Annotated in this window: 20 protein-coding genes; 10 read left to right on the top strand and 10 right to left on the bottom strand. The window is 71.7% G+C overall.

Annotated features, from left to right (window positions below; genetic code table 11):
* Window positions 1-24 precede the first annotated feature (24 nt).
* Complete coding sequence (locus tag FV229_RS11495; RefSeq protein ID WP_147752105.1) at window positions 25-453, top strand: DUF3291 domain-containing protein; 429 nt, start codon at window positions 25-27, stop codon at window positions 451-453.
* 1 nt (window position 454) lies between these two features.
* Here FV229_RS11495 and FV229_RS11490 read toward each other — a convergent pair whose 3' ends face one another.
* From FV229_RS11490 to FV229_RS11465, 6 genes are all read right to left on the bottom strand, one after another.
* The gene (locus FV229_RS11490) at window positions 455-2,191 is read right to left on the bottom strand and encodes an AMP-binding protein (protein WP_147752104.1); all 1,737 of its coding nucleotides are present in this window, start codon (window positions 2,189-2,191) and stop codon (window positions 455-457) included.
* 120 nt (window positions 2,192-2,311) lie between these two features.
* Window positions 2,312-3,118, bottom strand: a complete 807-nt coding sequence (locus FV229_RS11485) for an enoyl-CoA hydratase (RefSeq protein WP_147752103.1) — start codon at window positions 3,116-3,118, stop codon at window positions 2,312-2,314.
* 2 nt (window positions 3,119-3,120) lie between these two features.
* A complete protein-coding gene (gene mmsB / locus FV229_RS11480; RefSeq protein ID WP_147752102.1) occupies window positions 3,121-4,023 on the bottom strand; it encodes a 3-hydroxyisobutyrate dehydrogenase in 903 nt (300 codons plus the stop codon).
* Between the two features lie 89 nt (window positions 4,024-4,112).
* A complete protein-coding gene (locus FV229_RS11475) occupies window positions 4,113-5,213 on the bottom strand; it encodes an enoyl-CoA hydratase/isomerase family protein (protein WP_147752101.1) in 1,101 nt (366 codons plus the stop codon).
* A complete protein-coding gene (locus FV229_RS11470; RefSeq protein WP_147752100.1) occupies window positions 5,213-6,355 on the bottom strand; it encodes an acyl-CoA dehydrogenase family protein in 1,143 nt (380 codons plus the stop codon). Before FV229_RS11470 ends, FV229_RS11475 begins: the two co-directional genes overlap by 1 nt.
* A 94-nt stretch (window positions 6,356-6,449) precedes the next feature.
* A complete protein-coding gene (locus tag FV229_RS11465) occupies window positions 6,450-7,946 on the bottom strand; it encodes a CoA-acylating methylmalonate-semialdehyde dehydrogenase (RefSeq protein WP_147752099.1) in 1,497 nt (498 codons plus the stop codon).
* Window positions 7,947-8,101: 155 nt separating this feature from the next.
* Here FV229_RS11465 and FV229_RS11460 point away from each other — a divergent pair, with 155 nt between their 5' ends.
* Together FV229_RS11460 and FV229_RS11455 are read left to right on the top strand one after the other, a co-directional pair.
* Window positions 8,102-9,010 (top strand): LysR family transcriptional regulator, encoded by a 909-nt coding sequence (locus tag FV229_RS11460; protein ID WP_147752098.1) that lies wholly within the window; start codon window positions 8,102-8,104, stop codon window positions 9,008-9,010.
* A gap of 139 nt (window positions 9,011-9,149) precedes the next feature.
* Window positions 9,150-10,313: an iron-containing alcohol dehydrogenase gene (locus tag FV229_RS11455; RefSeq protein WP_147752097.1), complete on the top strand. Its 1,164-nt coding sequence runs from the start codon at window positions 9,150-9,152 to the stop codon at window positions 10,311-10,313.
* A 324-nt stretch (window positions 10,314-10,637) separates the two neighbouring features.
* Here FV229_RS11455 and FV229_RS11450 read toward each other — a convergent pair whose 3' ends face one another.
* The 3 genes from FV229_RS11450 to dinB all read right to left on the bottom strand — a co-directional run bounded on the left by FV229_RS11450 (window position 10,638) and on the right by dinB (window position 13,080).
* Entirely contained in the window at window positions 10,638-10,937 is a 300-nt protein-coding gene (locus FV229_RS11450; RefSeq protein WP_147752096.1) for a hypothetical protein, read from the bottom strand.
* A 108-nt stretch (window positions 10,938-11,045) separates the two neighbouring features.
* A complete protein-coding gene (locus tag FV229_RS11445; protein WP_147752095.1) occupies window positions 11,046-11,924 on the bottom strand; it encodes an SDR family oxidoreductase in 879 nt (292 codons plus the stop codon).
* Window positions 11,925-12,039: 115 nt separating this feature from the next.
* The gene (gene dinB / locus FV229_RS11440; RefSeq protein ID WP_238272823.1) at window positions 12,040-13,080 is read right to left on the bottom strand and encodes a DNA polymerase IV; all 1,041 of its coding nucleotides are present in this window, start codon (window positions 13,078-13,080) and stop codon (window positions 12,040-12,042) included.
* A gap of 223 nt (window positions 13,081-13,303) precedes the next feature.
* On the opposite strand from dinB, the gene FV229_RS11435 reads away from it, so the two are divergent.
* From FV229_RS11435 to FV229_RS11405, 7 genes are all read left to right on the top strand, one after another.
* Window positions 13,304-13,615 carry a septum formation initiator family protein gene (locus tag FV229_RS11435; RefSeq protein WP_147752093.1) on the top strand — a complete coding sequence of 104 codons (312 nt, stop codon included), beginning with the start codon at window positions 13,304-13,306 and terminating at the stop codon, window positions 13,613-13,615.
* A 146-nt stretch (window positions 13,616-13,761) separates the two neighbouring features.
* Window positions 13,762-14,826 carry a pyruvate dehydrogenase (acetyl-transferring) E1 component subunit alpha gene (gene pdhA / locus FV229_RS11430; RefSeq protein WP_147752092.1) on the top strand — a complete coding sequence of 355 codons (1,065 nt, stop codon included), beginning with the start codon at window positions 13,762-13,764 and terminating at the stop codon, window positions 14,824-14,826.
* Window positions 14,827-14,893: 67 nt separating this feature from the next.
* Window positions 14,894-16,345, top strand: a complete 1,452-nt coding sequence (locus tag FV229_RS11425; protein ID WP_147752091.1) for a pyruvate dehydrogenase complex E1 component subunit beta — start codon at window positions 14,894-14,896, stop codon at window positions 16,343-16,345.
* 60 nt (window positions 16,346-16,405) lie between these two features.
* The gene (locus FV229_RS11420) at window positions 16,406-16,681 is read left to right on the top strand and encodes a DUF5076 domain-containing protein (protein WP_147752090.1); all 276 of its coding nucleotides are present in this window, start codon (window positions 16,406-16,408) and stop codon (window positions 16,679-16,681) included.
* A gap of 14 nt (window positions 16,682-16,695) precedes the next feature.
* Complete coding sequence (locus FV229_RS11415) at window positions 16,696-17,343, top strand: Uma2 family endonuclease (protein WP_147752089.1); 648 nt, start codon at window positions 16,696-16,698, stop codon at window positions 17,341-17,343.
* Between the two features lie 4 nt (window positions 17,344-17,347).
* On the top strand, window positions 17,348-18,757 hold the full coding sequence (locus FV229_RS11410) for a pyruvate dehydrogenase complex dihydrolipoamide acetyltransferase (protein ID WP_147752088.1): 1,410 nt from the start codon (window positions 17,348-17,350) through the stop codon (window positions 18,755-18,757).
* A gap of 189 nt (window positions 18,758-18,946) precedes the next feature.
* Complete coding sequence (locus FV229_RS11405) at window positions 18,947-20,677, top strand: L-lactate permease (RefSeq protein WP_147752087.1); 1,731 nt, start codon at window positions 18,947-18,949, stop codon at window positions 20,675-20,677.
* A gap of 95 nt (window positions 20,678-20,772) precedes the next feature.
* Here the strand turns inward: FV229_RS11405 and FV229_RS11400 are convergent.
* The coding region (locus FV229_RS11400) for a methyl-accepting chemotaxis protein (protein ID WP_246688148.1) at window positions 20,773-21,363 on the bottom strand (591 nt) is incomplete at its 5' end.

Genomic DNA, 21,363 nt, shown 5'->3' with positions numbered 1-21,363 from the left:
GGCCCCTCTTCGAGGGATGCCGGCATGTCGTGGATCAGCCTCACCCGGTTGCGGCTTCGCGGCTGGCGCTTCGTGCCCGGGTTCGCGTGGTACGCGGTCCGGTCGAGCCGCCAGGCCGCCAAGGCCGCCGGCTACCTCGACGGCGCGCTGCTCAACGACGCCAAGCTGACCTTCTGGACCGTCACCGCCTGGGCCGACGAGGCGGCGATGCGCGCCTACGTTCTGTCCGGCGACCACCGCGCGGCGATGGGAAAGCTCAGCCGCTGGTGCGACGAGGCCTCCGTCGCCCACTGGAACGGGACCGGCCTGCCGGACTGGGCGGAAGCCGACCGGCGGATGCGCGAGACCGGGCGGCCCTCCAAGGTCCGCCACCCGTCGCCGGTCCACGCCGCGCTCGCCTACGCTCCGCCGCGCACCACGCAGGGCGGCCGCCTCCCGCCCGCGGCCGGTTGAATCAGCCCGGCTTCCGCTCGTCGCCCTTGAGTTCCGCAAAATCGGATTGCGCGAAGGCCAGCCCCCGGAACGGGTCGTCGGCGGTGCCGTCGTGCTCCAGGCGGCGGAGCTGGACCCGGCGGATCTTGCCGGAGATGGTCTTGGGCAGCTCCGCGACGAACTCGATCGCGCGCAGGCGCTTGAACGTCGCGAGCCGGGCGTTGGTGAAGCGGAAGATGTCCAGCGCGGTCTCCCGCGTCGCCTCCGCGCCGCCGACGAGCGACACGTAGGCCTTCGGGATCGTGTAGCGGATCGCGTCCGGCGCCGGCACCACCGCGGCCTCGGCCACCGCCGGATGCTCGATCAGCACGCTCTCCAGCTCGAACGGGCTGATGCGATAGCCGGACGACTTGAACACGTCGTCGGCGCGCCCGACGAAGGTCAGCGTCCCGTCCGGCTCGACGAAGGCGACGTCGCCGGTGCGGTAGAGCGGCCCGTCCGCGCCGGAGAGGTGGCCTGCGCCGTCGTCGTAGCCCTGCATCAGGCCGGCCGGCCGGTCGGCGCCGAGCGCCAGGCAGACCTCGCCCTCGGTGGCCGGCCGGTCGTCGATGTCGAGGATGCGGACCGTGTAGCCGGGCAGCGGCCGGCCCATGGCGCCCGGCTTCACCGTCTGGCCGGGCGTGTTGGCGACCTGCGCCGTGGTCTCGGTCTGGCCGTAGCCGTCGCGGATGGTCAGGCCCCAGGCGTCGCGCACCCGCTCGATCACCTCCGGGTTGAGCGGCTCGCCGGCGGCGCACACCTCGCGCAGCGCCAGGTCGTGCCCGGTCAGGTCCTCCTGGATCATCAGCCGCCACACGGTCGGCGGCGCGCACAGCGTGGTGACGCGGCAGCGGGCGAGCACCGCCAGCAGGGCGGTGGCCGAGAACGGCGCCTGGTTGACCACGAACACCGTGGCGCCCGCGTTCCAGGGGGCGAAGATCGAGGACCAGGCGTGCTTGGCCCAGCCGGGCGAGGAGACGTTGCAGTGGACGTCGTCCGGCTGCAGCCCGAGCCAGTACATGGTCGAGAGGCTGCCGACCGGATACGAGCGGTGGCTGTGCCGGACCAGCTTCGGCTTCGCCGTGGTCCCCGAGGTGAAGTACAGCAGGAACGGGTCGTCGGCCCCGGTCTCCGCGTCGGGCGCGAACGTGTCGGCTTGCGAGAACGCCGCCGCGTAGGCGTGCCAGCCCGGCGCGTCCGGCCCGGTCGTCAAGCGCACGACCGATCCCATGTCGAGGCTCGCGGAGTCGAGGCCCGCGAATTTCGGCACCTGATCGGACCCGGCCACGATCAGCCGCGGCCGCCCGCGCTCCAGGCGGTCGGCGAGTTCGCCGTCGGTGAGCAGCGTGGTCGCCGGGATCACGATCGCCCCGAGCTTCATCGCCGCCAGCATCGTCTCCCACAGGGCCGGCACGTTGCCGAGCAGCAGCAGCAGGGTGTCGCCGCGCCGCAGGCCCAGCGACCGCAGGTGGTTGGCGACCTGGTTCGAGCGCCGGCTCATCTCGGAGAACGAGATCCGGGTCTCCACCCCCGAGGCCGCGTCGACGATCCACAGGGCCGTCCGGTCGCGGCTTTCCGGGTCGGTCGCGAGGCCGGCGTCGAACCAGTCGAGCGCCCAGTTGAACACCGTCTCGTCCGGCCATCGGAAGCCCGCATAGGCCGCCGCGTAATCGGTGCGGTGGGCCAGCAGAAGGTTGCGGGCTTCGCGAAAGCTCGGCATCGGCGTTCTCCCTGGATTTTTGGTGGCTGTTCCGTTTTCTTGTTTTTGATCAGTGTTTTACGGAAACGAGGAACCGGATGCGCCTCTCCCTCCCCCTCCGCGGGGGAGGGGATGGCGGCCCTACCCGTGCGTGAACTTGGCCGCGCGCTTCTCGACGAAGGCGGCCATGCCCTCCTTCTGGTCCTGCGTGGCGAACATCGCGTGGAACACGCGGCGCTCGAAGCGGACGCCCTCGGTGAGCGTGGTCTCGTAGGCGCGGTTGACCGCCTCCTTGGTCATCATCGCGATCGGCTTCGACATGCCGGCGATGGTCTCGGCGACTCGCATCGCCTCCTCCACCAGCCCGTCGGCGGGGACGACCCGCGAGACCAGGCCGGCCCGCTCGGCCTCGGCCGCATCCATCATCCGGCCGGTCAGGCACATTTCCATCGCCTTGGCCTTGCCGACGAATCGGGTCAGCCGCTGGCTGCCGCCGATGCCGGGCATCACGCCGAGCTTGATCTCCGGCTGGCCGAACTGGGCGGTGTCGGCGGCCAGGATCAGGTCGCACATCATCGCGAGCTCGCAGCCGCCGCCGAGCGCGAAGCCCGCCACCGCCGCGACGATGGGGGTCCGTAGGGCGGTGAAGCGCTCCCAGTCGGCGAAGCGATCGCCGGCATACATCTCGGCATAGGTGGCGCTCTGCATCTCCTTGATGTCGGCGCCGGCGGCGAAGGCCTTGGCCGACCCGGTGATCACGATGCAGCCGATCCCCGGGTCGGCGTCGGCGGCGCTCGCCGCCGCGATCAGCTCGCGGGTGAGCGGGGCGTTGATCGCGTTCAGCGCCTTCGGCCGGTTCAGGGTGATCAGGCGGACGCGGCCCCGCGTCTCGGTGAGGATCGTCGAATCCCCGGTCGCATGGTCTTGCCCGGTCGCATGGTCTTGCATGGTCAGGCCTCCTCGCTCGGTCCGCGCAGCATCCGGATGATCGCCGAGAAGTCCTCGCCGCCATGGCCGGCCTCGCCGAACGTCGCGTAGAGGCGCTCTGCCTCGGCGCCGAGCGGCGTCGCGGCGCCGGCGGCCGCCGCGGCTTCCTGGGCGAGCCGCAGGTCCTTCAGCATCAGGGCGGCGGCGAAGCCCGGCCGGTAGCCGGTGTTGGCGGGCGAGGTCGGCACCGGTCCCGGCACCGGGCAATAGGTGGTGAGCGACCAGCACTGCCCGGACGAGACCGAGGCCACGTCGAACAGCGCCTGCTGGGAGAGCCCGAGCTTCTCGCCGAGCGCGAAGGCCTCGCACACGCCGATCATCGAGATGCCGAGGATCATGTTGTTGCAGATCTTGGCGGCCTGGCCGGCGCCCGCCGCGCCGCAATGGAACACGCTCTTGCCCATGCGCCTCAGGATCGGCTCGGCGGCGGCGAAGGCCTCCTCCGCGCCGCCGGCCATGAAGGTCAGCGTCCCGGCCTTGGCGCCGCCGGTGCCGCCCGAGACCGGCGCGTCGACGCCCCAGCAGCCGCGCGCCTCGGCGAGCGCGTGGGCCTGGCGGGCGCTCGCGACGTCCACCGTCGAGGAATCGATCAGGAGCGTGCCAGCGGGAACCGCCTCGACGACCTGCGACCAGACCTCGATCACGTGCCGCCCGGCCGGCAGCATCGTCACCACCACGGCCGCGCCCTCCACGGCCTCCAGGACTGAGCCGACGATCCCGATCCCCTCGGCCTTCGCGATCTCCAGCGAGGCCGGGGCGAGGTCGAACCCGCGCACCGAATGCCCGGCCCGGACGAGGTTGGCCGCCATCGGGCCGCCCATGTTGCCGAGCCCGACGAAGGCGATGGTTTGGGGCGTCGTGGTCATGGCTCCTCCGGTCGTGTCTCGCGCGCGGCGCTCCGCGGCGCATCTTGTTTCGTGGCCCCCATCCTCCGCCCGCATCCCGAGGTGCCGCGTCAGCGGGCGCCTCGGGATGCGGGGGCTGGGCGGGAAGCGTCGGCCGGCACCGGAAAGACCGGGGCCGCCCGAGGGGCCAGCCAGGCCTCGATCCGTTCGAGGTCGACCGCATCGAGCGTCGTCGGCGACCAGCGCGGCGTCTTGTCCTTGTCGATCACGGCGGCGCGGATGCCCTCGCGAAAATCGCCCTCGGCCAGCAGCGCCAGCGAGGCGTGGAACTCGCGTTCCAGGCAGTCCTCCAGCCGTGCGGACGTGCGGCCCAGACGCAGCAGACGCAGCGTCAGCACGAGGCTCGACGGGGATTTCTCCAGCAGCGTCGTGCGCGTCCGCGTCGCGAACTCGGACCCGTCGGCTGCGAGCGCCGCCAGGATGTCCGCGACGCGGTCGTGCGCGAAGCACCGGTCGATCACCGCCCGCGCCTCCGCGAGCGGGGCCGGCTCCGGCGTGACGGCGCGCGCGTCGATCGCCGCCCGGACGGCGGCATGTCCGGCCTCTTGTTTTGTCCCTTGGGGGAGGGCGGCGAGCGCGTCGACCAGGCCGGGCAGGGCCGCGGCCGGCACGAGGGCGTCGGCGAAGCCCGCGAAGATCGCGTCGGCGGCCCCCATCTGTGCCCCGGTCAGCCCGAGATAGGTCCCGATTTCGCCGGGCGCGCGGGGCAGCAGCCAGGTGCCGCCGACGTCGGGCAGGTAGCCGATGCCGGTCTCCGGCATGGCGATGCGCGAGCGCTCGGTGACGACGCGGTGGCGGGCATGGCCCGCCAGCCCGACGCCGCCGCCCATGGTGATCCCGTCCATGATCGCCACGAACGGCTTTTCGAGCCGCGCGATGCGGGCGTCGAGGCGGTACTCGTCGCGCCAGAAGTCCTCGGCGAAGCCTGGACCCGCGCTCTCGTAGAGCGAGCGCAGGTCGCCGCCGGCGCAGAGGCCGCGCGCGCCCTCGCCGGTGAGCAGGATCGCGGCGACGCCCGGGTCGGCGCCGAACCGGTCGAGAGCCGCGTCGATCGCGCCGACCATGCCGTGGGTCAGCGCGTTCAGCGCCTTCGGCCGGTTGAGGCGGATGCGCCCGAGGGCGCCGGCCCGCTCGATGAGGACGTCCGACATCAGCGCCCCCCGAGCAGCGCGCGGGCGATGATCACCCGCATGATCTCGTTGGTGCCTTCCAGGATCTGGTGGACGCGCAGGTCGCGGACGATCTTCTCGATGCCGTACTCGGCGAGATACCCGTAGCCGCCGTGGAGCTGGAGCGCCTCGTTGGCGACGTGGAAGGCGGCGTCCGTCACGTGGCGCTTGGCCATGGCGCAGAGCTTGGTCGCCTCCGGCGCCTTGGCGTCGAGGGCGGCGGCCGCATGGCGCAGGAACGCGCGGGCGACCTCGAGTTCGGTCGCCATGTCGGCGAGGCGAAACTGCAGCGCCTGGAAGTCCGAGAGTTTTTGGCCGAACGCGCGGCGGTCTTGCAGGTAGGCGAGGGTGCGGTCCAGCGCCGCCTGCGCGCCGCCGAGCGCGCAGGCGGCGATGTTGAGGCGCCCGCCGTCGAGCCCGGCCATGGCGAAGCGGAAGCCCTCGCCCTCGGCGCCGAGGCGGTTCTCGGCGGGCACGCGGCACTGGTCGAAGCGCACGGCACGGGTCGGCTGGGCGTTCCAGCCCATCTTGCGCTCGTCGGCGCCGAAGGAGAGGCCGGGCGTGCCCTTCTCGACCAGGATCGCCGAGACGCCTTTGGCGCCTTCGCCCCCGGTGCGGGCCATGACGAGGTAGAGGTCGCTGGCGCCGGCGCCCGAGATGAACTGCTTCTCGCCGGTCAGGACGTAGTCGTCGCCGTCGCGCACCGCGCGGGTGCGGAGCGCAGCGGCGTCCGACCCCGAGCCGGCCTCCGTCAGGCAGTAGCTGGCGATCGTGTCCATCCGGGTCAGCGACGGCAGCCAGCGCCGGCGCTGCGCCTCGCTGCCGAAGGCGTCGATGATCCAGGAGGACAAATTGTGGATCGAGAGGAAGGCCGCCACCGTCGGGCAGCCCTGGCCCAACGCCTCGAAGATCAGGCTGGCGTCGACGCGGCTCAGACCCGACCCGCCGACATCCTCGCGGATGGTGATCGCGGCCATGCCGAGGGCCGCCGCCGCGCGAAAAGTCTCGACGGGGAAGTGCTTGCGCGCGTCCCAATCGAGGGCGTGCGGGGCGATGTGCTCGCGCGCGAAGTCTTGGGCCATCTCCCGGATGGCGACTTGGTCTTCAGTGAGGCCGAACGTCATCGGGTGGCCTTTCGTCGTGCCGCTGCTGCAGCCCCGCGCCCGGCAGATGAGGCGCGGGTCCCCTCTCCCTATGGGAGAGGGGGCGTGTCGTGGTTCAGCGCATCGTCGGGATCGAGAACTCCGCGCCGCTCTTGATGCCCGAGGGCCAGCGCTGGGTCACGGTCTTGGTCTTGGTGTAGAAGCGGATCGAGTCCGGCCCGTGCTGGTTCAGGTCGCCGAAGCCCGAGCGCTTCCAGCCGCCGAAGGTGTGGTAGGCGATCGGCACCGGGATCGGCACGTTGACGCCGACCATGCCGACGTTGACCCTGGCGGTGAAGTCGCGCGCCGCGTCGCCGTCCTGGGTGAAGATCGCGACGCCGTTGCCGTACTGGTGGGTCGAGGGCAGGGCCAGCGCCTCCTCGTAGTCACGCGCCCGCACCACCGAGAGCACCGGCCCGAAGATCTCTTCCTTGTAGATCGTCATGTCCGGCGTCACGCGGTCGAACAGGCAGCCGCCCATGTAGAAACCGTTCTCGTAGCCCTGCAGGGTGAAGCCGCGGCCGTCGACGGCGAGCTCGGCGCCTTCCTTGAGGCCGGTCTCGATGTAGCCCTTCACCCGCGCCACCGCCTCGGCGGTGACCATCGGGCCGTAATCGGCCGAGCCATCGTGCGAGGGGCCGATCTTCAGGCTCTCCACCCGCGGGATCAGCCGCTCCATCAGCCGGTCGGCGGTGCCCTCGCCCACGGGCACGGCGACCGAGATCGCCATGCAGCGCTCGCCGGCCGAGCCGTAGCCGGCGCCGATCAGCGCATCGACGGCCTGGCCCATGTCGGCGTCCGGCATGATGATCATGTGGTTCTTGGCGCCGCCGAAGCACTGGGCGCGCTTCCCCGTCTGGGCGGAGCGGACGTAGATGTACTCGGCGATCTGCGAGGAGCCGACGAAGCCCACCGCCTTGATGTCCTCGTCGTCGAGGATGGCGTCGACCGCCTCCTTGTCGCCGTTGACGACGTTGAGGATGCCCGGCGGCAGGCCCGCCTCCAGGAAGATCTCGGCGATGCGCATCGGCACGCCGGGGTCACGCTCGGACGGCTTGAGGATGAAGGCGTTGCCGCAGGCGATGGCCGGCGCGCACTTCCACAGCGGGATCATGGCGGGGAAGTTGAACGGCGTGATGCCGGCCACGACCCCCAGCGGCTGGCGCAGGGAGTAGACGTCGATGCCGGGGCCGGCGCCCTCGGTGTACTCGCCCTTCAGCAGGTGCGGGATGCCGCAGGCGAACTCGACCACCTCGACGCCGCGCTGGATGTCGCCCTTGGCGTCGGGCACCGTCTTGCCGTGCTCGGAGGCCAGCAGCTCGGCCAGCGGCTCCATCTCGGCGCGGATCAGCTCGAGGAAGCGCATCATCACGCGGGCGCGCTTCTGCGGGTTGGTGGCCGCCCAGGCCTCTTGCGCGTCGCGGGCGTTCTCGACCGCCGCGCGAAGCTCGGCGCGGCTCGCCAGCGCGACGCGGGCCTGGACCTCGCCGGTGGAGGGAAGGAACACGTCCGCGAACCGGCCGCTGGTGCCCTCGACGGCCTTGCCGCCGATGAAATGCCCGATCGTGCGCATGCGCGCCTCTCCTTAGCTTCGTTTCCTCAGGACCGGCTTGCGCGAACGCGACCGGATTTTGGACGGACCATAGCAGCGTCGATCGGGCGATAAAGCTGGACCTGCTCGCAGCCGGTGTGCATCGATGCACAACGCAGCCGGATCGGACCCCGCCCGTGAGCCTCAAGCGGACCCGCAACTGGGACGACCTGCGCTACTTCCTCGCCGTCGCCCGCACCGGCACGCTGACGGCCGCAGCGGTGCAGACCGGCACCGAGCACACCACGGTGGCAAGGCGCATCCTGGCGCTGGAGGAGGGGCTCGACCGGCGGCTGTTCCACAAGAGCAACCTCGGCTACGCGCTCACGGAAGCCGGCGAAGCGCTGCTCGGGACGGCGGAGGCGATGGAGAGCGCCTTCGTCTCGGGGTCGGCTTCCGGCGGGACGGGGCGGAGCGTCTCGGGCACGGTGCGGATCGGCGCGCCGGACGGGTTCGGCAGCGTGTTCCTCGCCCCGCGCATGCACCGGCTGACGCAAGCCCATCCGGGGCTCGAGGTCGAGATCATGGCGACCGCGCGGATCTTCAGCCTGTCGAAGCGCGAGGCCGACATCGTCGTCAGCCTGTCGGCGCCGCAGCAGGCGCGGGTGGTGACGCGCCGGCTCACCGACTACCGGCTCTTCGTCTACGGGTCGAAAGCCTACCTCGACGCGGCCGAGCCGATCCGGACGGTGGCCGACCTCGGGCGGCATCCGTTCGTCAGCTACATCGAGGACATGCTGTTTGCCCGCGAACTCAACTACCTCAACGTGATCGGGCCGGGCGCCTCGGCGCGGCTGCGCTCGACGAACCTCCTCGCCCAGGTCCACGCGACGCTGGCCGGCGCGGGGCTGTGCATCGTGCCGGGCTTCATCGCCGCCGCCCATCCGGGGCTCGTGCCGGTGCTGCCGGACGCGCTGTCGCTGACGCGGGCCTTCCACATGCACATCCACGAGGACCACCGGCAGGCCGCCCACATCCGCGAGGTGGCGGCGTTCATCGTCGGGGCGGTCGAGGCGGCGCAGGCGCTGTTCTCGCGGGCGGGATAAGGCGGGCCGGATGTCGCGCCGGCCGTTCCGAACGGGCTTGTCCTGGCGCCCGCGCAACCGCTAGCCTGCCTTGCGTATGATGGGTTCAATCGCGCGCCCCCGCGCCGCCCGCGTCCCTCGAGAAGACGGATCCAACGCCATGATCAGCGCCATCGCCCTGCCGCGGCTGATGCGGATCGGAGCCGGCGCGTGCGGGCTGTTGCCGGAGGTCCTGGGGCAGCTCGGGCTGTCGCGGCCGTTCGTCGTCACCGATCCCTACCTCGCCGACAGCGGCCGGGCCGGGCGGCTCGTCGAGCGGCTGGCGGCGGCCGGCATCCAGGCCGGGCTGTTCTCGCAGACCGTCCCGGACCCGACGGTCGCCTCGGTGGAGGCGGCCCTCGCGGCGCTCAAGGCCGGCGACCACGATTGCGTCGTCGGCTTCGGCGGCGGCAGCCCGATGGACACGGCCAAGGCGGTCGCGGTGCTGGCCCGCCACGGCGGGCACATGCGCGACTACAAGGCGCCGCACAGCCAGGAGGCGCCCGGCCTGCCGATCCTGGCGATCCCCACCACCGCCGGCACCGGCTCGGAGGCGACGCGCTTCACCATCGTCACCGACGAGGCCACCGACGAGAAGATGCTCTGCGCCGGCCTCGCCTACCTGCCGGTCGCCGCGCTCGTCGACTACGAGCTGACCCTGAGCAAGCCCGCCCGGCTCACCGCCGACACCGGCATCGACGCGCTGACGCACGCGATCGAGGCCTACGTCTCGCGCAAGTCCAACCCCTTCTCGGACGGGTTCGCACTCGCCGCGATGCGGGCGATCGCACCGAACCTGCGTCGGGTCTGGACCGATCCGGGCGACCGCGGTGCGCGCGAGGCGATGATGTTCGGCGCGACCCAGGCGGGGATCGCGTTCTCGAACAGCTCGGTGGCCCTCGTGCACGGGATGAGCCGGCCGATCGGCGCGCATTTCCACGTGCCGCACGGGCTCTCGAACGCGATGCTGCTGCCGGCCGTCACCGCGTTCTCGGCGCCCGGCTCGCCCGGCCGCTACGCCGCCTGCGCCCGGGCGATGGGCGTGGCGCGCGAGACCGACGACGACGCGCGCGCGGTCTCGCGCCTGATCGCCGAGCTGCAGAACCTCAACGACGACCTGCAGGTGCCGACGCCGGGCGATTACGGCATCGACGAGACAAGGTGGAACGGGCTGATCCCGACCATGGCGGCGCAGGCGCTGGCCTCGGGCTCGCCGGGCAACAACCCGGTCGTGCCGGAGATCGAGGCCATCGCGACGCTGTACCGCCAGGTCTGGGCCGCCTGAGCGGCCCAGCCGGGGCAGGGGTGCGGCGAGCCGTCGTGCCCACGCGTCTCCGCTTCCGGCTGAACGGTCGGCGCGCATCCCCTCGCCCCGCCTGCGGGGAGAGGGCTTTGCCGACCTCGTCGTCGGCGAAGCGAGGCGGCTCGAACGGACGAGGCTCGTCTGGAAGCCCCCCCTCACCGCCGCTTCGGCTTCGCCTTCGCTTCCCGCACGGACGGCGAGGTCCGTGCGGGCCTCTCCCCGTCCGCGGGGAGAGGGGGCCCCGCGCCTTCCCGGATAAAGCGGTCGCCCGTTGGATCGCGGGACGGCGTCGTGCGGCGTGCCGGCTCAGGCGGCCTTGCCGCCGTAGGTCGCAAACGAGGTCTCGACCTTGTCGGCGAGCGACGGGTCGACGTCGGCCGAGACCTTGAGGCGGCCGGCGAGCTTGGGCTCGCCGTCGGTGTGGGTCTTCGCGACGCGGCCGTCCTCGATGTCGGCGCCGGCGGTCTCGGTGCCGGCGCTGTTCTCGTCCGAGACCGGCGCGATGGTCACGGCCTTGCGGTCGATCTTGTGCTCCTGGACGAGGTGCTCGACCGCCATCTCGGCGTCGCGGCGGGTCTCGAACGTGGCGGCGATGGTCTTCGACATGGTTCCGGCTCCTGTGGCAGGGCGGTTCGGCCCCTCAGTTCGGCCCCTTGGGGGGTTCCGCCGTCAATCGCAGGCGCCGCGGACCGTTCCGGTCGGCGGGGTCGCGGCTCAGTACATCGGCGTGCCGCCGGTGACGGGCACGAGCGCGCCGGACATGTAGCTGCCCTCGCGCGACGCCAGCAGCACGTAGGCCGGGGCCAGCTCGGCCGGCTGGCCGGCGCGGCCGAGCGGCGTCTCGGACCCCAGCGACGCGATCTGCTCCGGGCTCTTCACGATCGGCTGGATCGGCGTCCAGACCGGGCCGGGCGCGACGCAGTTCACCCGGATGCCCTTGGGCGCCAGCAGGTTCGACAGCCCGATCGTCAGGCTGGCGATCGCCCCCTTGGTCGCGGCGTAGATCAGCATGGTCTTGTCGGCGACCTTGGCCTGCTGGCTCGTGGAGTTCACGATCGCCGAGCCGGGCTTCATGTGCGGCACCGCCGCCTGGCACAGGTAGTACATGGCGAAGACGTTGGCGCGGAACGAGCCTTCGAGGTCCTTCGCCGTCACGTCGTCGAGCCCGTCGTTGACGGTCTGCGCGGCGGCGTTGTTGACCAGGATGTCGAGGCGCCCGAATTCGGCGACCGTGCGCGCGACGAGGTCGCGGCAATGGGCCTCCTCGCGCAGGTCCCCCGGCAGCAGCAGGGCGCGGCGGCCGGCCCGCTCGACCCAGGCCTTCGTCTCCTCGGCGTCCGTCTGCTCGACGGGCAGGTACGAGATCGCCACGTCGGCGCCCTCGCGGGCGTAGGCGATCGCCACCGCCCGGCCGATCCCGGAATCGCCCCCGGTGATCAGGGCGACGCGATCGGTCAGCAGGCCCTTGCCGACGTAGCTGTGCTCGCCGTGGTCGGGGGCGGGGGTCATCCGCGAAGACAATCCCGGCCGCGCCTGCTGCTGGTCGCCGGGGAAGGGGGGCCGTGCTCCGGCTTCGCGGGGGTCGTCGGTCATGGCTGCCTGCTGTCGCTGTCGTTCTCCACCCAGGTAGGGCGGGGCGCCGGCGAAGGACCCGCGACCCGATGACCGCGACCCGATGACTGCGCCCCCGGCGGCTCGGCGGGGGCCGTCAGATCGCCAGGCCGAGCTGCAGCGGCTCCGGGGATTCGCCGTGGTCGAGGGCCGAGAGCGCGACGCCGAGCAGCCGCACGCTGCGCCGGAGCGGGTAGAGGTCGCGCAGCAGGCCGAGGCTGATCGCCTCCAGGCTCGCCCGGTCGCCGACGGGCGAGGCCAGCGAGCGCGCCCGGGTCACCTGCGCGAAGTCCGAAAACTTCACCTTGAGCGTCACGGTCCGGCCGCGCAGGCCCTTGGCGGCGCAGGCGCCCGCGACCTTGTCGAGGATCGGCGCGAGGCGCTCCGCGAGGACGTCGAGGTCGGCGCTGTCGTCGGAGAAGGTGTTCTCGGCGCCGATCGACTTGCGGATGCGGTGCGCCCGCACCGGGCGCTCGTCGATGCCGCGCGCCACCCCGTGGTAGTAGGGCGCCGCGCTGCCGAGGATGGCGGTCAGCTCCTCCAGCGAGCGGGCCTTGAGGTCGCGGCCGGTGTGGATGCCCAGCCGGCGCATCTTCGTCTCCGTGACCGGGCCGATGCCGTGGAAGCGGCCGATGGCCAGATCCTCGACGAAGGCCGGCCCCATCTCCGGGGTGATCACGAACAGCGCGTCGGGCTTGCGGTAGTCGGAGGCCACCTTGGCCAGGAACTTGTTGTACGAGACGCCGGCCGAGGCCACGAGCCCGGTGCGTTCGCGGATCGCGGCACGGATCGCGCGGGCGACCAGGGTGGCGGTCGGCAGCCCCTGCAGGTTCTCGGTGACGTCGAGGTAGGCCTCGTCGAGGGAGAGCGGCTCGATCACCGGCGTGTGCTCGGAGAACACCGTGCGGATCTCCTCGGAGATGCCGCGGTAGACCTCGAAGCGCGGGCGCACGAACACCAGGTCCGGGCAGAGCCGGCGCGCGGTCACCGAGGGCATCGCCGAGCGCACCCCGAAGACCCGCGCCTCGTAGCTCGCCGCCGCGACCACGCCGCGCTCGCGCGAGCCGCCGACCGCCACCGGCCGGCCGCGCAGGGCGGGGTCGTCGCGCTGCTCGACGGAGGCGTAGAACGCGTCCATGTCGACGTGGATGACTTTTCGCACCGGGGCGGTCACTGCGCTGTCCCGTTTGAGCGATCCGTCCGCAGCGCGATCGCAGGCGGATCGATGTTCGACCTTTGTTCCGATCCTCCCGCACTCCGGAGGTCGGTTCAACCCGCAGGTGTGCCACCGTCCACCGCCGAGCGCGCGATCGGGCGGCGCGGCAAAGGCTTTGTTAACCCTCGCCGCCGATGGTCGCGGCATGGTCGTCCGTCGCCGCGTCAGAATGGTCGTGTTGCCCCTCAGCCTCTGGACCCTGTCCGGGCTGGTGGTCGGCTACTTCGTGTATCAGGCCGAGAACGGCAACCGCGGCCTGGAGGCCAAGCGCGCCCTCAAGATCCAGGCCTACGGGCTGACCCGGGACCTCGCGGCCGCCAAGGCCGAGCGGGCGACCTGGGAGCACCGCGTCGCGCTGCTGCGCAGCGAGCAGATCGACCGCGACCTGCTGGAGGAGCGCGCCCGCGTGGTCCTCGGCCGGGTCCACGCCAACGACGTGGTCGTCATCGATCCCTGAACGGCGCTTCGAAGCCCGAACGGCCCTTCCCGCGAAGCTCCGAAGCGCCTGACAACGGCCGGAACCTGTCAGAGCGTAGGCCCTCGCATTCCCGGGGCGCGTGTCCTAAACCGACAGGGAAGAGACGCCAGCACGGGAGCACGCCGATGGATGCCGCGAAAGATGCGGGGCAGCCCAACCCTGCCGCGGAGGCGCCGGAGGCCGTGGCGGCCGAGCACCAGCCCGCTCCCAACGCGCCGCAATTCACCCGCGAGGAAGACCTCCACGCCTATCACCAGATGCTGCTGATCCGCCGCTTCGAGGAGAAGGCGGGGCAGCTCTACGGCATGGGCCTGATCGGTGGCTTCTGCCACCTCTACATCGGCCAGGAAGCGGTCGTCATCGGCATGCAGATGGCCTCGGTCGACGGCGACCAGGTGATCACCGGCTACCGCGACCACGGCCACATGCTCGCCTGCGGCATGGACCCGAAGGGCGTGATGGCCGAGCTCACCGGCCGCCGCGGCGGCTACAGCCGCGGCAAGGGCGGCTCGATGCACATGTTCAGCCGCGAGAAGCAGTTCTTCGGCGGGCACGGCATCGTCGGCGCGCAGGTCTCCCTCGGCACGGGCCTCGGCTTCGCCGACGCCTACCGCAAGAACGGCAAGGTCAGCCTGACCTACATGGGCGACGGCGCGGCCAACCAGGGCCAGGTCTACGAGAGCTTCAACATGGCGCAGCTGTGGAAGCTGCCCGTGGTCTACGTGATCGAGAACAACCGCTACGCCATGGGCACCTCGGTCGCCCGCGCCTCGGCGCAGACGGACTTCTCGCGGCGCGGCATCTCCTTCGGCATCCCCGGCGAGCAGGTCGACGGCATGGACGTGCGGACCGTGCGCGAGGCGGCGCAGCGCGCGATCGAGCACGCCCGCACCGGCGCGGGCCCCTACATCCTCGAGATGCAGACCTACCGCTATCGCGGCCACTCGATGTCCGATCCGGCGAAGTACCGGACGAAGGACGAGGTCTCGAAGATGCGCGACGAGCACGACCCGATCGAGATGGTGCGCAAGCGCCTGATCGAGCTGCACGGGGTCGCCGAGGCCGAGCTGAAGGCCACCGACGCCAAGGTCCGCGAGACCGTCGCCGACGCCGCCGAGTTCGCGACCCACGATCCCGAGCCGGATCCGTCCGAGCTGTGGACCGACATCCTGCTGGACGCGCGCGCCTGAGGGCGCGCCGCCTCCCCGACGCCCCCTTCAAGGCCGCCCCGCCCGCCTCACCGATCAGAGACCCTTCATGGCGACCGACATCCTGATGCCCGCCCTGTCTCCGACCATGGAGGAGGGCAAGCTCTCCAAATGGCTCAAGAAGGAGGGCGACGCGATCAAGTCGGGCGACGTGCTCGCCGAGATCGAGACCGACAAGGCGACCATGGAGGTCGAGGCGATCGACGAGGGCACGCTCGCCAAGATCCTGGTCGCCGAGGGCACCGAGGGCGTCGCCGTCAACACCCCGATCGCGATCATCGCCGGCGAGGGCGAGGACGTCGCGGCGGCCGCGGCCTCCGGGGGCGGCGGCGGAAAGCCGAAGGGTCCGGCCGAGGGCCATCCCGCCCCGACGCCGGACATGCAGGCGGAAGGGCTCGCCCCGGCGCCGGCGCCCACCGCCAAGACCGGCGACGACGCGCCCCGTGCGCCGGCCGCGCCCGCCGTGATCACCAACAAGGCCGCCGCGCCGGTGATGGAGGAGTTCCCGGCCGGCACCGAGATGGTGACCATGACCGTGCGCGAGGCGCTTCGCGACGCCATGGCCGAGGAGATGCGCCGGGACGAGGACGTCTTCGTCATGGGCGAGGAGGTCGCCGAGTACCAGGGCGCCTACAAGGTCACGCAGAACCTGCTGCAGGAATTCGGCGCGCGGCGCGTGGTCGACACCCCGATCACCGAGCACGGCTTCGCCGGCATCGGCGTCGGCGCGGCCTTGTCCGGCCTGAAGCCGATCGTCGAGTTCATGACCTTCAACTTCGCCATGCAGGCGATCGACCACATCATCAACTCGGCGGCCAAGACCCTCTACATGTCCGGCGGCCAGCTCGGTTGCCCGATCGTGTTCCGCGGCCCCAACGGCGCGGCAGCCCGCGTCGGCGCCCAGCACAGCCACGACTATTCGGCGTGGTACTCGAACGTGCCCGGCCTGAAGGTGATCGCGCCCTACACCGCCTCCGACGCCAAGGGCCTGCTCAAGGCCGCGATCCGCGACCCGAACCCGGTGATCTTCCTCGAGAACGAGATCCTGTACGGCCAGACCTTCCCGGTGCCGAAGCTCGACGACTTCGTGCTGCCGATCGGCAAGGCCCGCATCCATCGCGCCGGCACGGACGTGACCATCGTCTCGTTCGCCATCGGCATGACCTACGCCCTCAAGGCGGCGCAGATCCTGGCCGACCAGGGCATCGAGGCCGAGGTGATCGACCTGCGCACGATCCGCCCGATGGACACCGAGACGGTGCTCGAATCGGTGAAGAAGACCGGCCGCTGCGTCACGGTGGAGGAGGGCTTCCCGCAGAGCGGCATCGGCGCCGAGATCTCGGCCCGCCTGATGGTCGACGCGTTCGACTACCTCGACGCGCCGGTGCTGCGCGTCACCGGCAAGGACGTGCCGATGCCCTACGCGGCCAACCTCGAGAAGCTGGCGCTGCCCAACGTCGCCGAGGTCGTCGAGGCGGCCAAGGCCGTCTGCTACCGGTGAATGCGATCCGCCTTCGCGCCTGAGGGCGGAACCGGGCCGATCGACGGGTCATGACGTGGTATGAGTGAATCCTTCCAAGCCCTCGAGATCCCGCCCGACGCCCTGGAACAGGGCGGCATCGAGGTGCTGCGCGCGGCCGTGGTCGACGGGGCAGTCAGCGTGGCGCTGCGCCGGTCCTTCGACGACCCCGCCACCTGGGGCCGCCTGATGGTCGACCTCGCCCGGCAGGCGGCCCGTGCCTACGCCCTGGAAACCGACATGTCGGAAGAGGAGGCGTTCGACCGCATCCGCGCGGGGTGGGAGGCCGAGGGCCTCGATCCCGGCGGCCTGAACTAGCGGGGCCCGAGCGCATGGCCGAGCCCGCACTGCGTGTCGCCACCTATGCCGACCTGGAGGCCGTTCCGGCCGATCGCGTGGCCGAGATCGTCGACGGGTCGCTGGAGACGCATCCGCGGCCGCGGCCGCGCCATGCGATGGCGGCGGTGGGCCTGGCCACGGAGCTGAACGCACCCTTCGGCCGCGGGCGCGGCGGGCCGGGCGGCTGGATCTTCATGGTCGAGCCCGAACTCCACCTCGGCGTGCAGGTGGTGGTCCCCGACCTCGCCGGCTGGCGCCGCGAGCGGTTGCCGGCCGAGCCCAAAACCGCCTTCGTCGAGACGGCGCCGGACTGGGTCTGCGAGATCCTGTCGCCGGCCACCGCGCGGCTCGATCGCGGCCCGAAGCGCCGCATCTACGCGGAGGCCGGCGTCGGACACCTGTGGCTGCTCGATCCTGCCGACGGGGTGCTCGAAGCCTTCGCGCTCGCCGGCTCCCAGTGGCTGCTGCTCGGCACGGTGGCGCGCGGCGAGACCGTGGCCCTGCCGCCCTTCGACGCGGTTCCGTTCCCGCTCGACGACCTGTTTCCCTTCGCCGACCCCTCGGCCGACCCCTCGGCCGACCCTTTCGCCGAACCCCGCGCCGAACCCGACGCTCCCTCCCTGCCCACGGACGAGACCTGAAGCCATGCCCGTCAACGTCCTGATGCCCGCCCTCTCGCCGACGATGGAGAAGGGCAACCTCGCCAAGTGGCTCAAGAAGGAGGGCGACGCGATCAAGTCAGGCGACGTGCTCGCCGAGATCGAGACCGACAAGGCGACCATGGAGGTCGAGGCGATCGACGAGGGCGTGCTCGCGCGTATCGTCGTGCCCGAGGGCACCGCGGACGTGCCGGTCAACGACCTGATCGCGGTGATCGCCATCGACGGCGAGGATCCGGCCGGGGTCCAGGCGGGCGGCTCGGCCCCTGCCGCCACCCCCGCGGAGGCGCCCAAGGCCGACGCGTCGTCGGCGAACGAGAACGCCACGCCCGGCGGCGGGCACATGTCCTACGCGCGGGTGAACGAGGCCCCGGACGGGGCCCAGCCCGCCGCCAAGGCGGACGCCGCCCCGCAGGGCGGCTCGGGCGAGCGCGTCTTCGCCTCGCCGCTCGCCCGCCGCATCGCCAAGCAGGAGGGGATCGACCTCTCCGCCGTCCAGGGCTCGGGCCCGCGCGGCCGGGTGATCGAGCGCGACGTGCGCGCAGCCAAGGCGGCCGGCACCGGCAAGGTGGCCCCCACGGCGGCCCCGCAAGCGGCCGCGAAGGCGCCGGAGGCCGCAGCGCCGAAGGCGGCGCCCGCGACCAGGGCCGCCGGCCTCACTACCGACCAGGTCCGCGGCTTCTACGCCAAGGACAGCTACGAGGAAGTGCCCCTCGACGGCATGCGCAAGACCATCGCCAAGCGCCTCACCGAGGCGATGCAGGTGGCGCCGCACTTCTACCTGACCGTCGATTGCGAGATCGACGCGCTGATGGCGCTGCGCGAGCAGCTCAACAAGAGCGCGGCCAAGGACAAGGACGGCAAGCCGCTGTTCAAGCTCTCGGTCAACGACTTCGTCATCAAGGCGATGGGCCTCGCCCTGACCCGGGTGCCGATGGCCAACGCGGTCTGGGCCGAGGACCGGGTGCTGCGCTTCAAGCACGCCGAGGTCGGCGTCGCGGTGGCGATCGACGGCGGCCTGTTCACGCCCGTCATCCGCCGGGCCGACGAGAAGACGCTGTCCACCATCTCCAACGAGATGAAGGACTTCGCCGCTCGCGCCCGCGCCAAGAAGCTGAAGCCGGAGGAGTACCAGGGCGGCGTCACCTCGGTGTCGAACCTCGGCATGTTCGGGATCAAGCACTTCACCGCGGTGATCAACCCGCCGCAATCCTCGATCCTGGCGGTCGGCGCCGGCGAGAAGCGGATCGTGGTCAAGGACGGCGCCCCCGCCGTCGCCCAGGTGATGACCGCGACGCTCTCCTGCGACCACCGCGTGCTCGACGGGGCGCTCGGGGCCGAGCTTGTCGCGGCCTTCAAGGGCCTGATCGAGAGCCCGATGGGGATGCTGGTCTGACACGGACCGGCCGCGCATTCGCGCGCGGCCGGGTCCTGCCGCCCGGGCGACAGGGTCTCGCTGAACGAGCAACCGGCGCGCAACACCTTCTGAATACATTATCTCTCGGCGTTGAGCCGGATTCGCCGCTCTGCTAGCACCGCCTCCAACGGCCCGCGGATCAACCCGGGCCATCGGAGGACTACGCCCGTGGAACCCGTCCAAACCTGGAATCAGGTCTACGATCCGTTCGGCAACCCGTGGCTGTCGACGCTCGCCGCCTCCGTGCCGGTGATCGCGCTGCTCGCCATGATCGCCAGCGGCCGGGTCAAGGCCCACGTCGCCGCCGTCCTCGCCCTGATCCTGGCCTTCGCCATCGCCGTCGTCGCCTTCGGCATGCCGGTGGGCCTCGCGACCCGCGCCTCCCTGCTCGGGATGGTGACCGGCTTCTTCCCGATCGGCTGGATCATCCTCAACGTCATCTTCCTCTACCGGCTGACGGTGGAGAAGGGGTGGTTCGCGACCCTCCAGCAATCGGTGGCCGGCATCACCAGCGACCGGCGGCTGCAGCTGCTGCTCGTCGCCTTCGCCTTCGGCGCCTTCTTCGAGGGCGCGGGCGGGTTCGGCACGCCGGTGGCGGTCACCGGCGCGATCCTGATCGGGCTCGGCTTCTCGCCGCTGGCCGCATCCGGCCTCTCGCTCATCGCCAACACCGCGCCGGTGGCCTTCGGCGCGCTCGGCGCCCCAATCCAGGGCCTGGCCTCGGTGACGGGCTACGACCCCTACGTGCTGGGCGCGATGATCGGCCGCCAGCTGCCGGTGTTCTCGCTGATCGTGCCGTTCTGGCTGATCTGGGTGTTCGCGGGCTTCCGCGGCATGATCCAGGTCTGGCCGGCGATCCTGATCTGCGGCGGCGCCTTCGCGGCGGCCCAGTTCGGCATCTCGAACTACGTCAACCCGTGGATCGTCGACATCGGCGCCTCGATCGCCGCGATGGGCGCGCTGGTGCTGTTCCTGAAGGTCTGGAAGCCGGCCGCGATCTGGACCTCGCCGGCGCTCCGCGGCAACGACCCGTCGATCGGCTACGGCGAGCCCCGGCCCGTGGCGCTGGGCGCCGGCGTCCCGTCCGACCTGCCGCGCGCGCCGGTCTCCACCGGCCGCACCGCCTCGTCGTCGGAGATCGCGCTCGCCTGGCTGCCGTGGGTCATCCTGTCGGTGGTCGTGGCGATCTGGGGCACCGGCTGGTTCAAGGCCATCGTGAACCCGATCTTCACCTGGAAGTACGAGGTGCCGGGCCTGCACAACGTGATCATGAAGGTGCCGCCGGTGGTGGCCAAGGCCCACCCGGAGGGCGCCGTCTTCCTGTTCACCTACATGTCCTACACCGGCACCGGCGTGCTGATCGCGGCGTTGATCTCCGGCGCGATCATGCGGTTCTCGCCCCTGCGCCTCGTCACCGCCTACGTCGAGACGATCTGGGTGCTGCGCTACTCGCTCGTCACCATCGCGGCGATGCTCGCGCTCGGCGTGCTCACCCGCTACGCCGGCGTCGACGCGACGCTCGGCCTAGCCTTCGCCGGAACCGGCATCCTCTACCCGTTCTTCGGCACCCTGCTCGGCTGGCTCGGCGTCGCGCTGACCGGCTCGGACACGGCGTCGAACGTCCTCTTCGGCGGGCTCCAGAAGATCACCTCGGAGCAGCTGGGGCTCTCGGGCGTGCTCATGGCCTCGGCGAACTCGTCGGGCGGCGTGATGGGCAAGATGATCGACGCCCAGTCGATCGTCGTCGCCTCCACCGCCACCGGCTATTTCGGCCAGGAGGGCAAGATCCTGCGCTTCGTGTTCTGGCACTCGATCGCGCTGGCCTGCCTCGTCGGCGGCCTGGTGATGCTCCAGGCCTACGTGCATCCCTTCACCGCGATGGTGATCCACGTTCCGTAGCCGCCGACGCGGGCTCCCGAAACGAAGAAAGCCCGCCCCCTTCGACGAGGGGGCGGGCTTTTCCTTTGGCGGCTCCGAGCAGGGCCGGGCGGGCCTCAGGCCGCCCGCACGCCGGCCAGGAAGTGATCGACGGCGCCGCGCAGGTCGCCCGCCTGGCTCGACAGGGCGCTCGCCGCCGCGAGCACCTGGGCGGAGCCGGAGCTGGCGGTGCCGGCCGCCTCGCTGACGCCGCCGATATGCTCCGAGACCGCGCGGGTGCCGGCCGAGGTCTGGGCGGTGGTGCGGGCGATCTCGCCGGTCGCCGCGCCCTGCTCCTCGACGGCGGCGGCGATGTCGCCGCCGATCCGCGCCAGCCGGCGGATCACGTCGGTGATCCCGGTGATCGCCTGGACCGAGGCGTCGGTGGAGGCGCTGATCTCGACGACCTTGGTCGTGATCTCCTCGGTCGCCCGGGCGGTCTGGCCGGCCAGCGACTTCACCTCCTGGGCCACCACCGCGAAGCCGCGTCCGGCCTCGCCCGCGCGGGCCGCCTCGATGGTGGCGTTGAGGGCGAGCAGGTTGGTCTGGTCGGCGATCTGCGAGATCAGCCCGACGATCTGCGCGATGCTGCCGGCCGCGGCGGCGACCGAGGAGCTCTCGGCGTCGGTCGCCGAGATCGGCACCCAGGTCACCGCGTCGGCCGACCT

Origin of the sequence: Methylobacterium sp. WL120, assembly GCF_008039465.1 — a bacterium.
GTDB lineage: Bacteria > Pseudomonadota > Alphaproteobacteria > Rhizobiales > Beijerinckiaceae > Methylobacterium > Methylobacterium cerastii.
The sequence above is the reverse complement of the archived record's forward strand: the minus strand, read 5'-3'. Positions and strand labels throughout refer to the sequence as shown.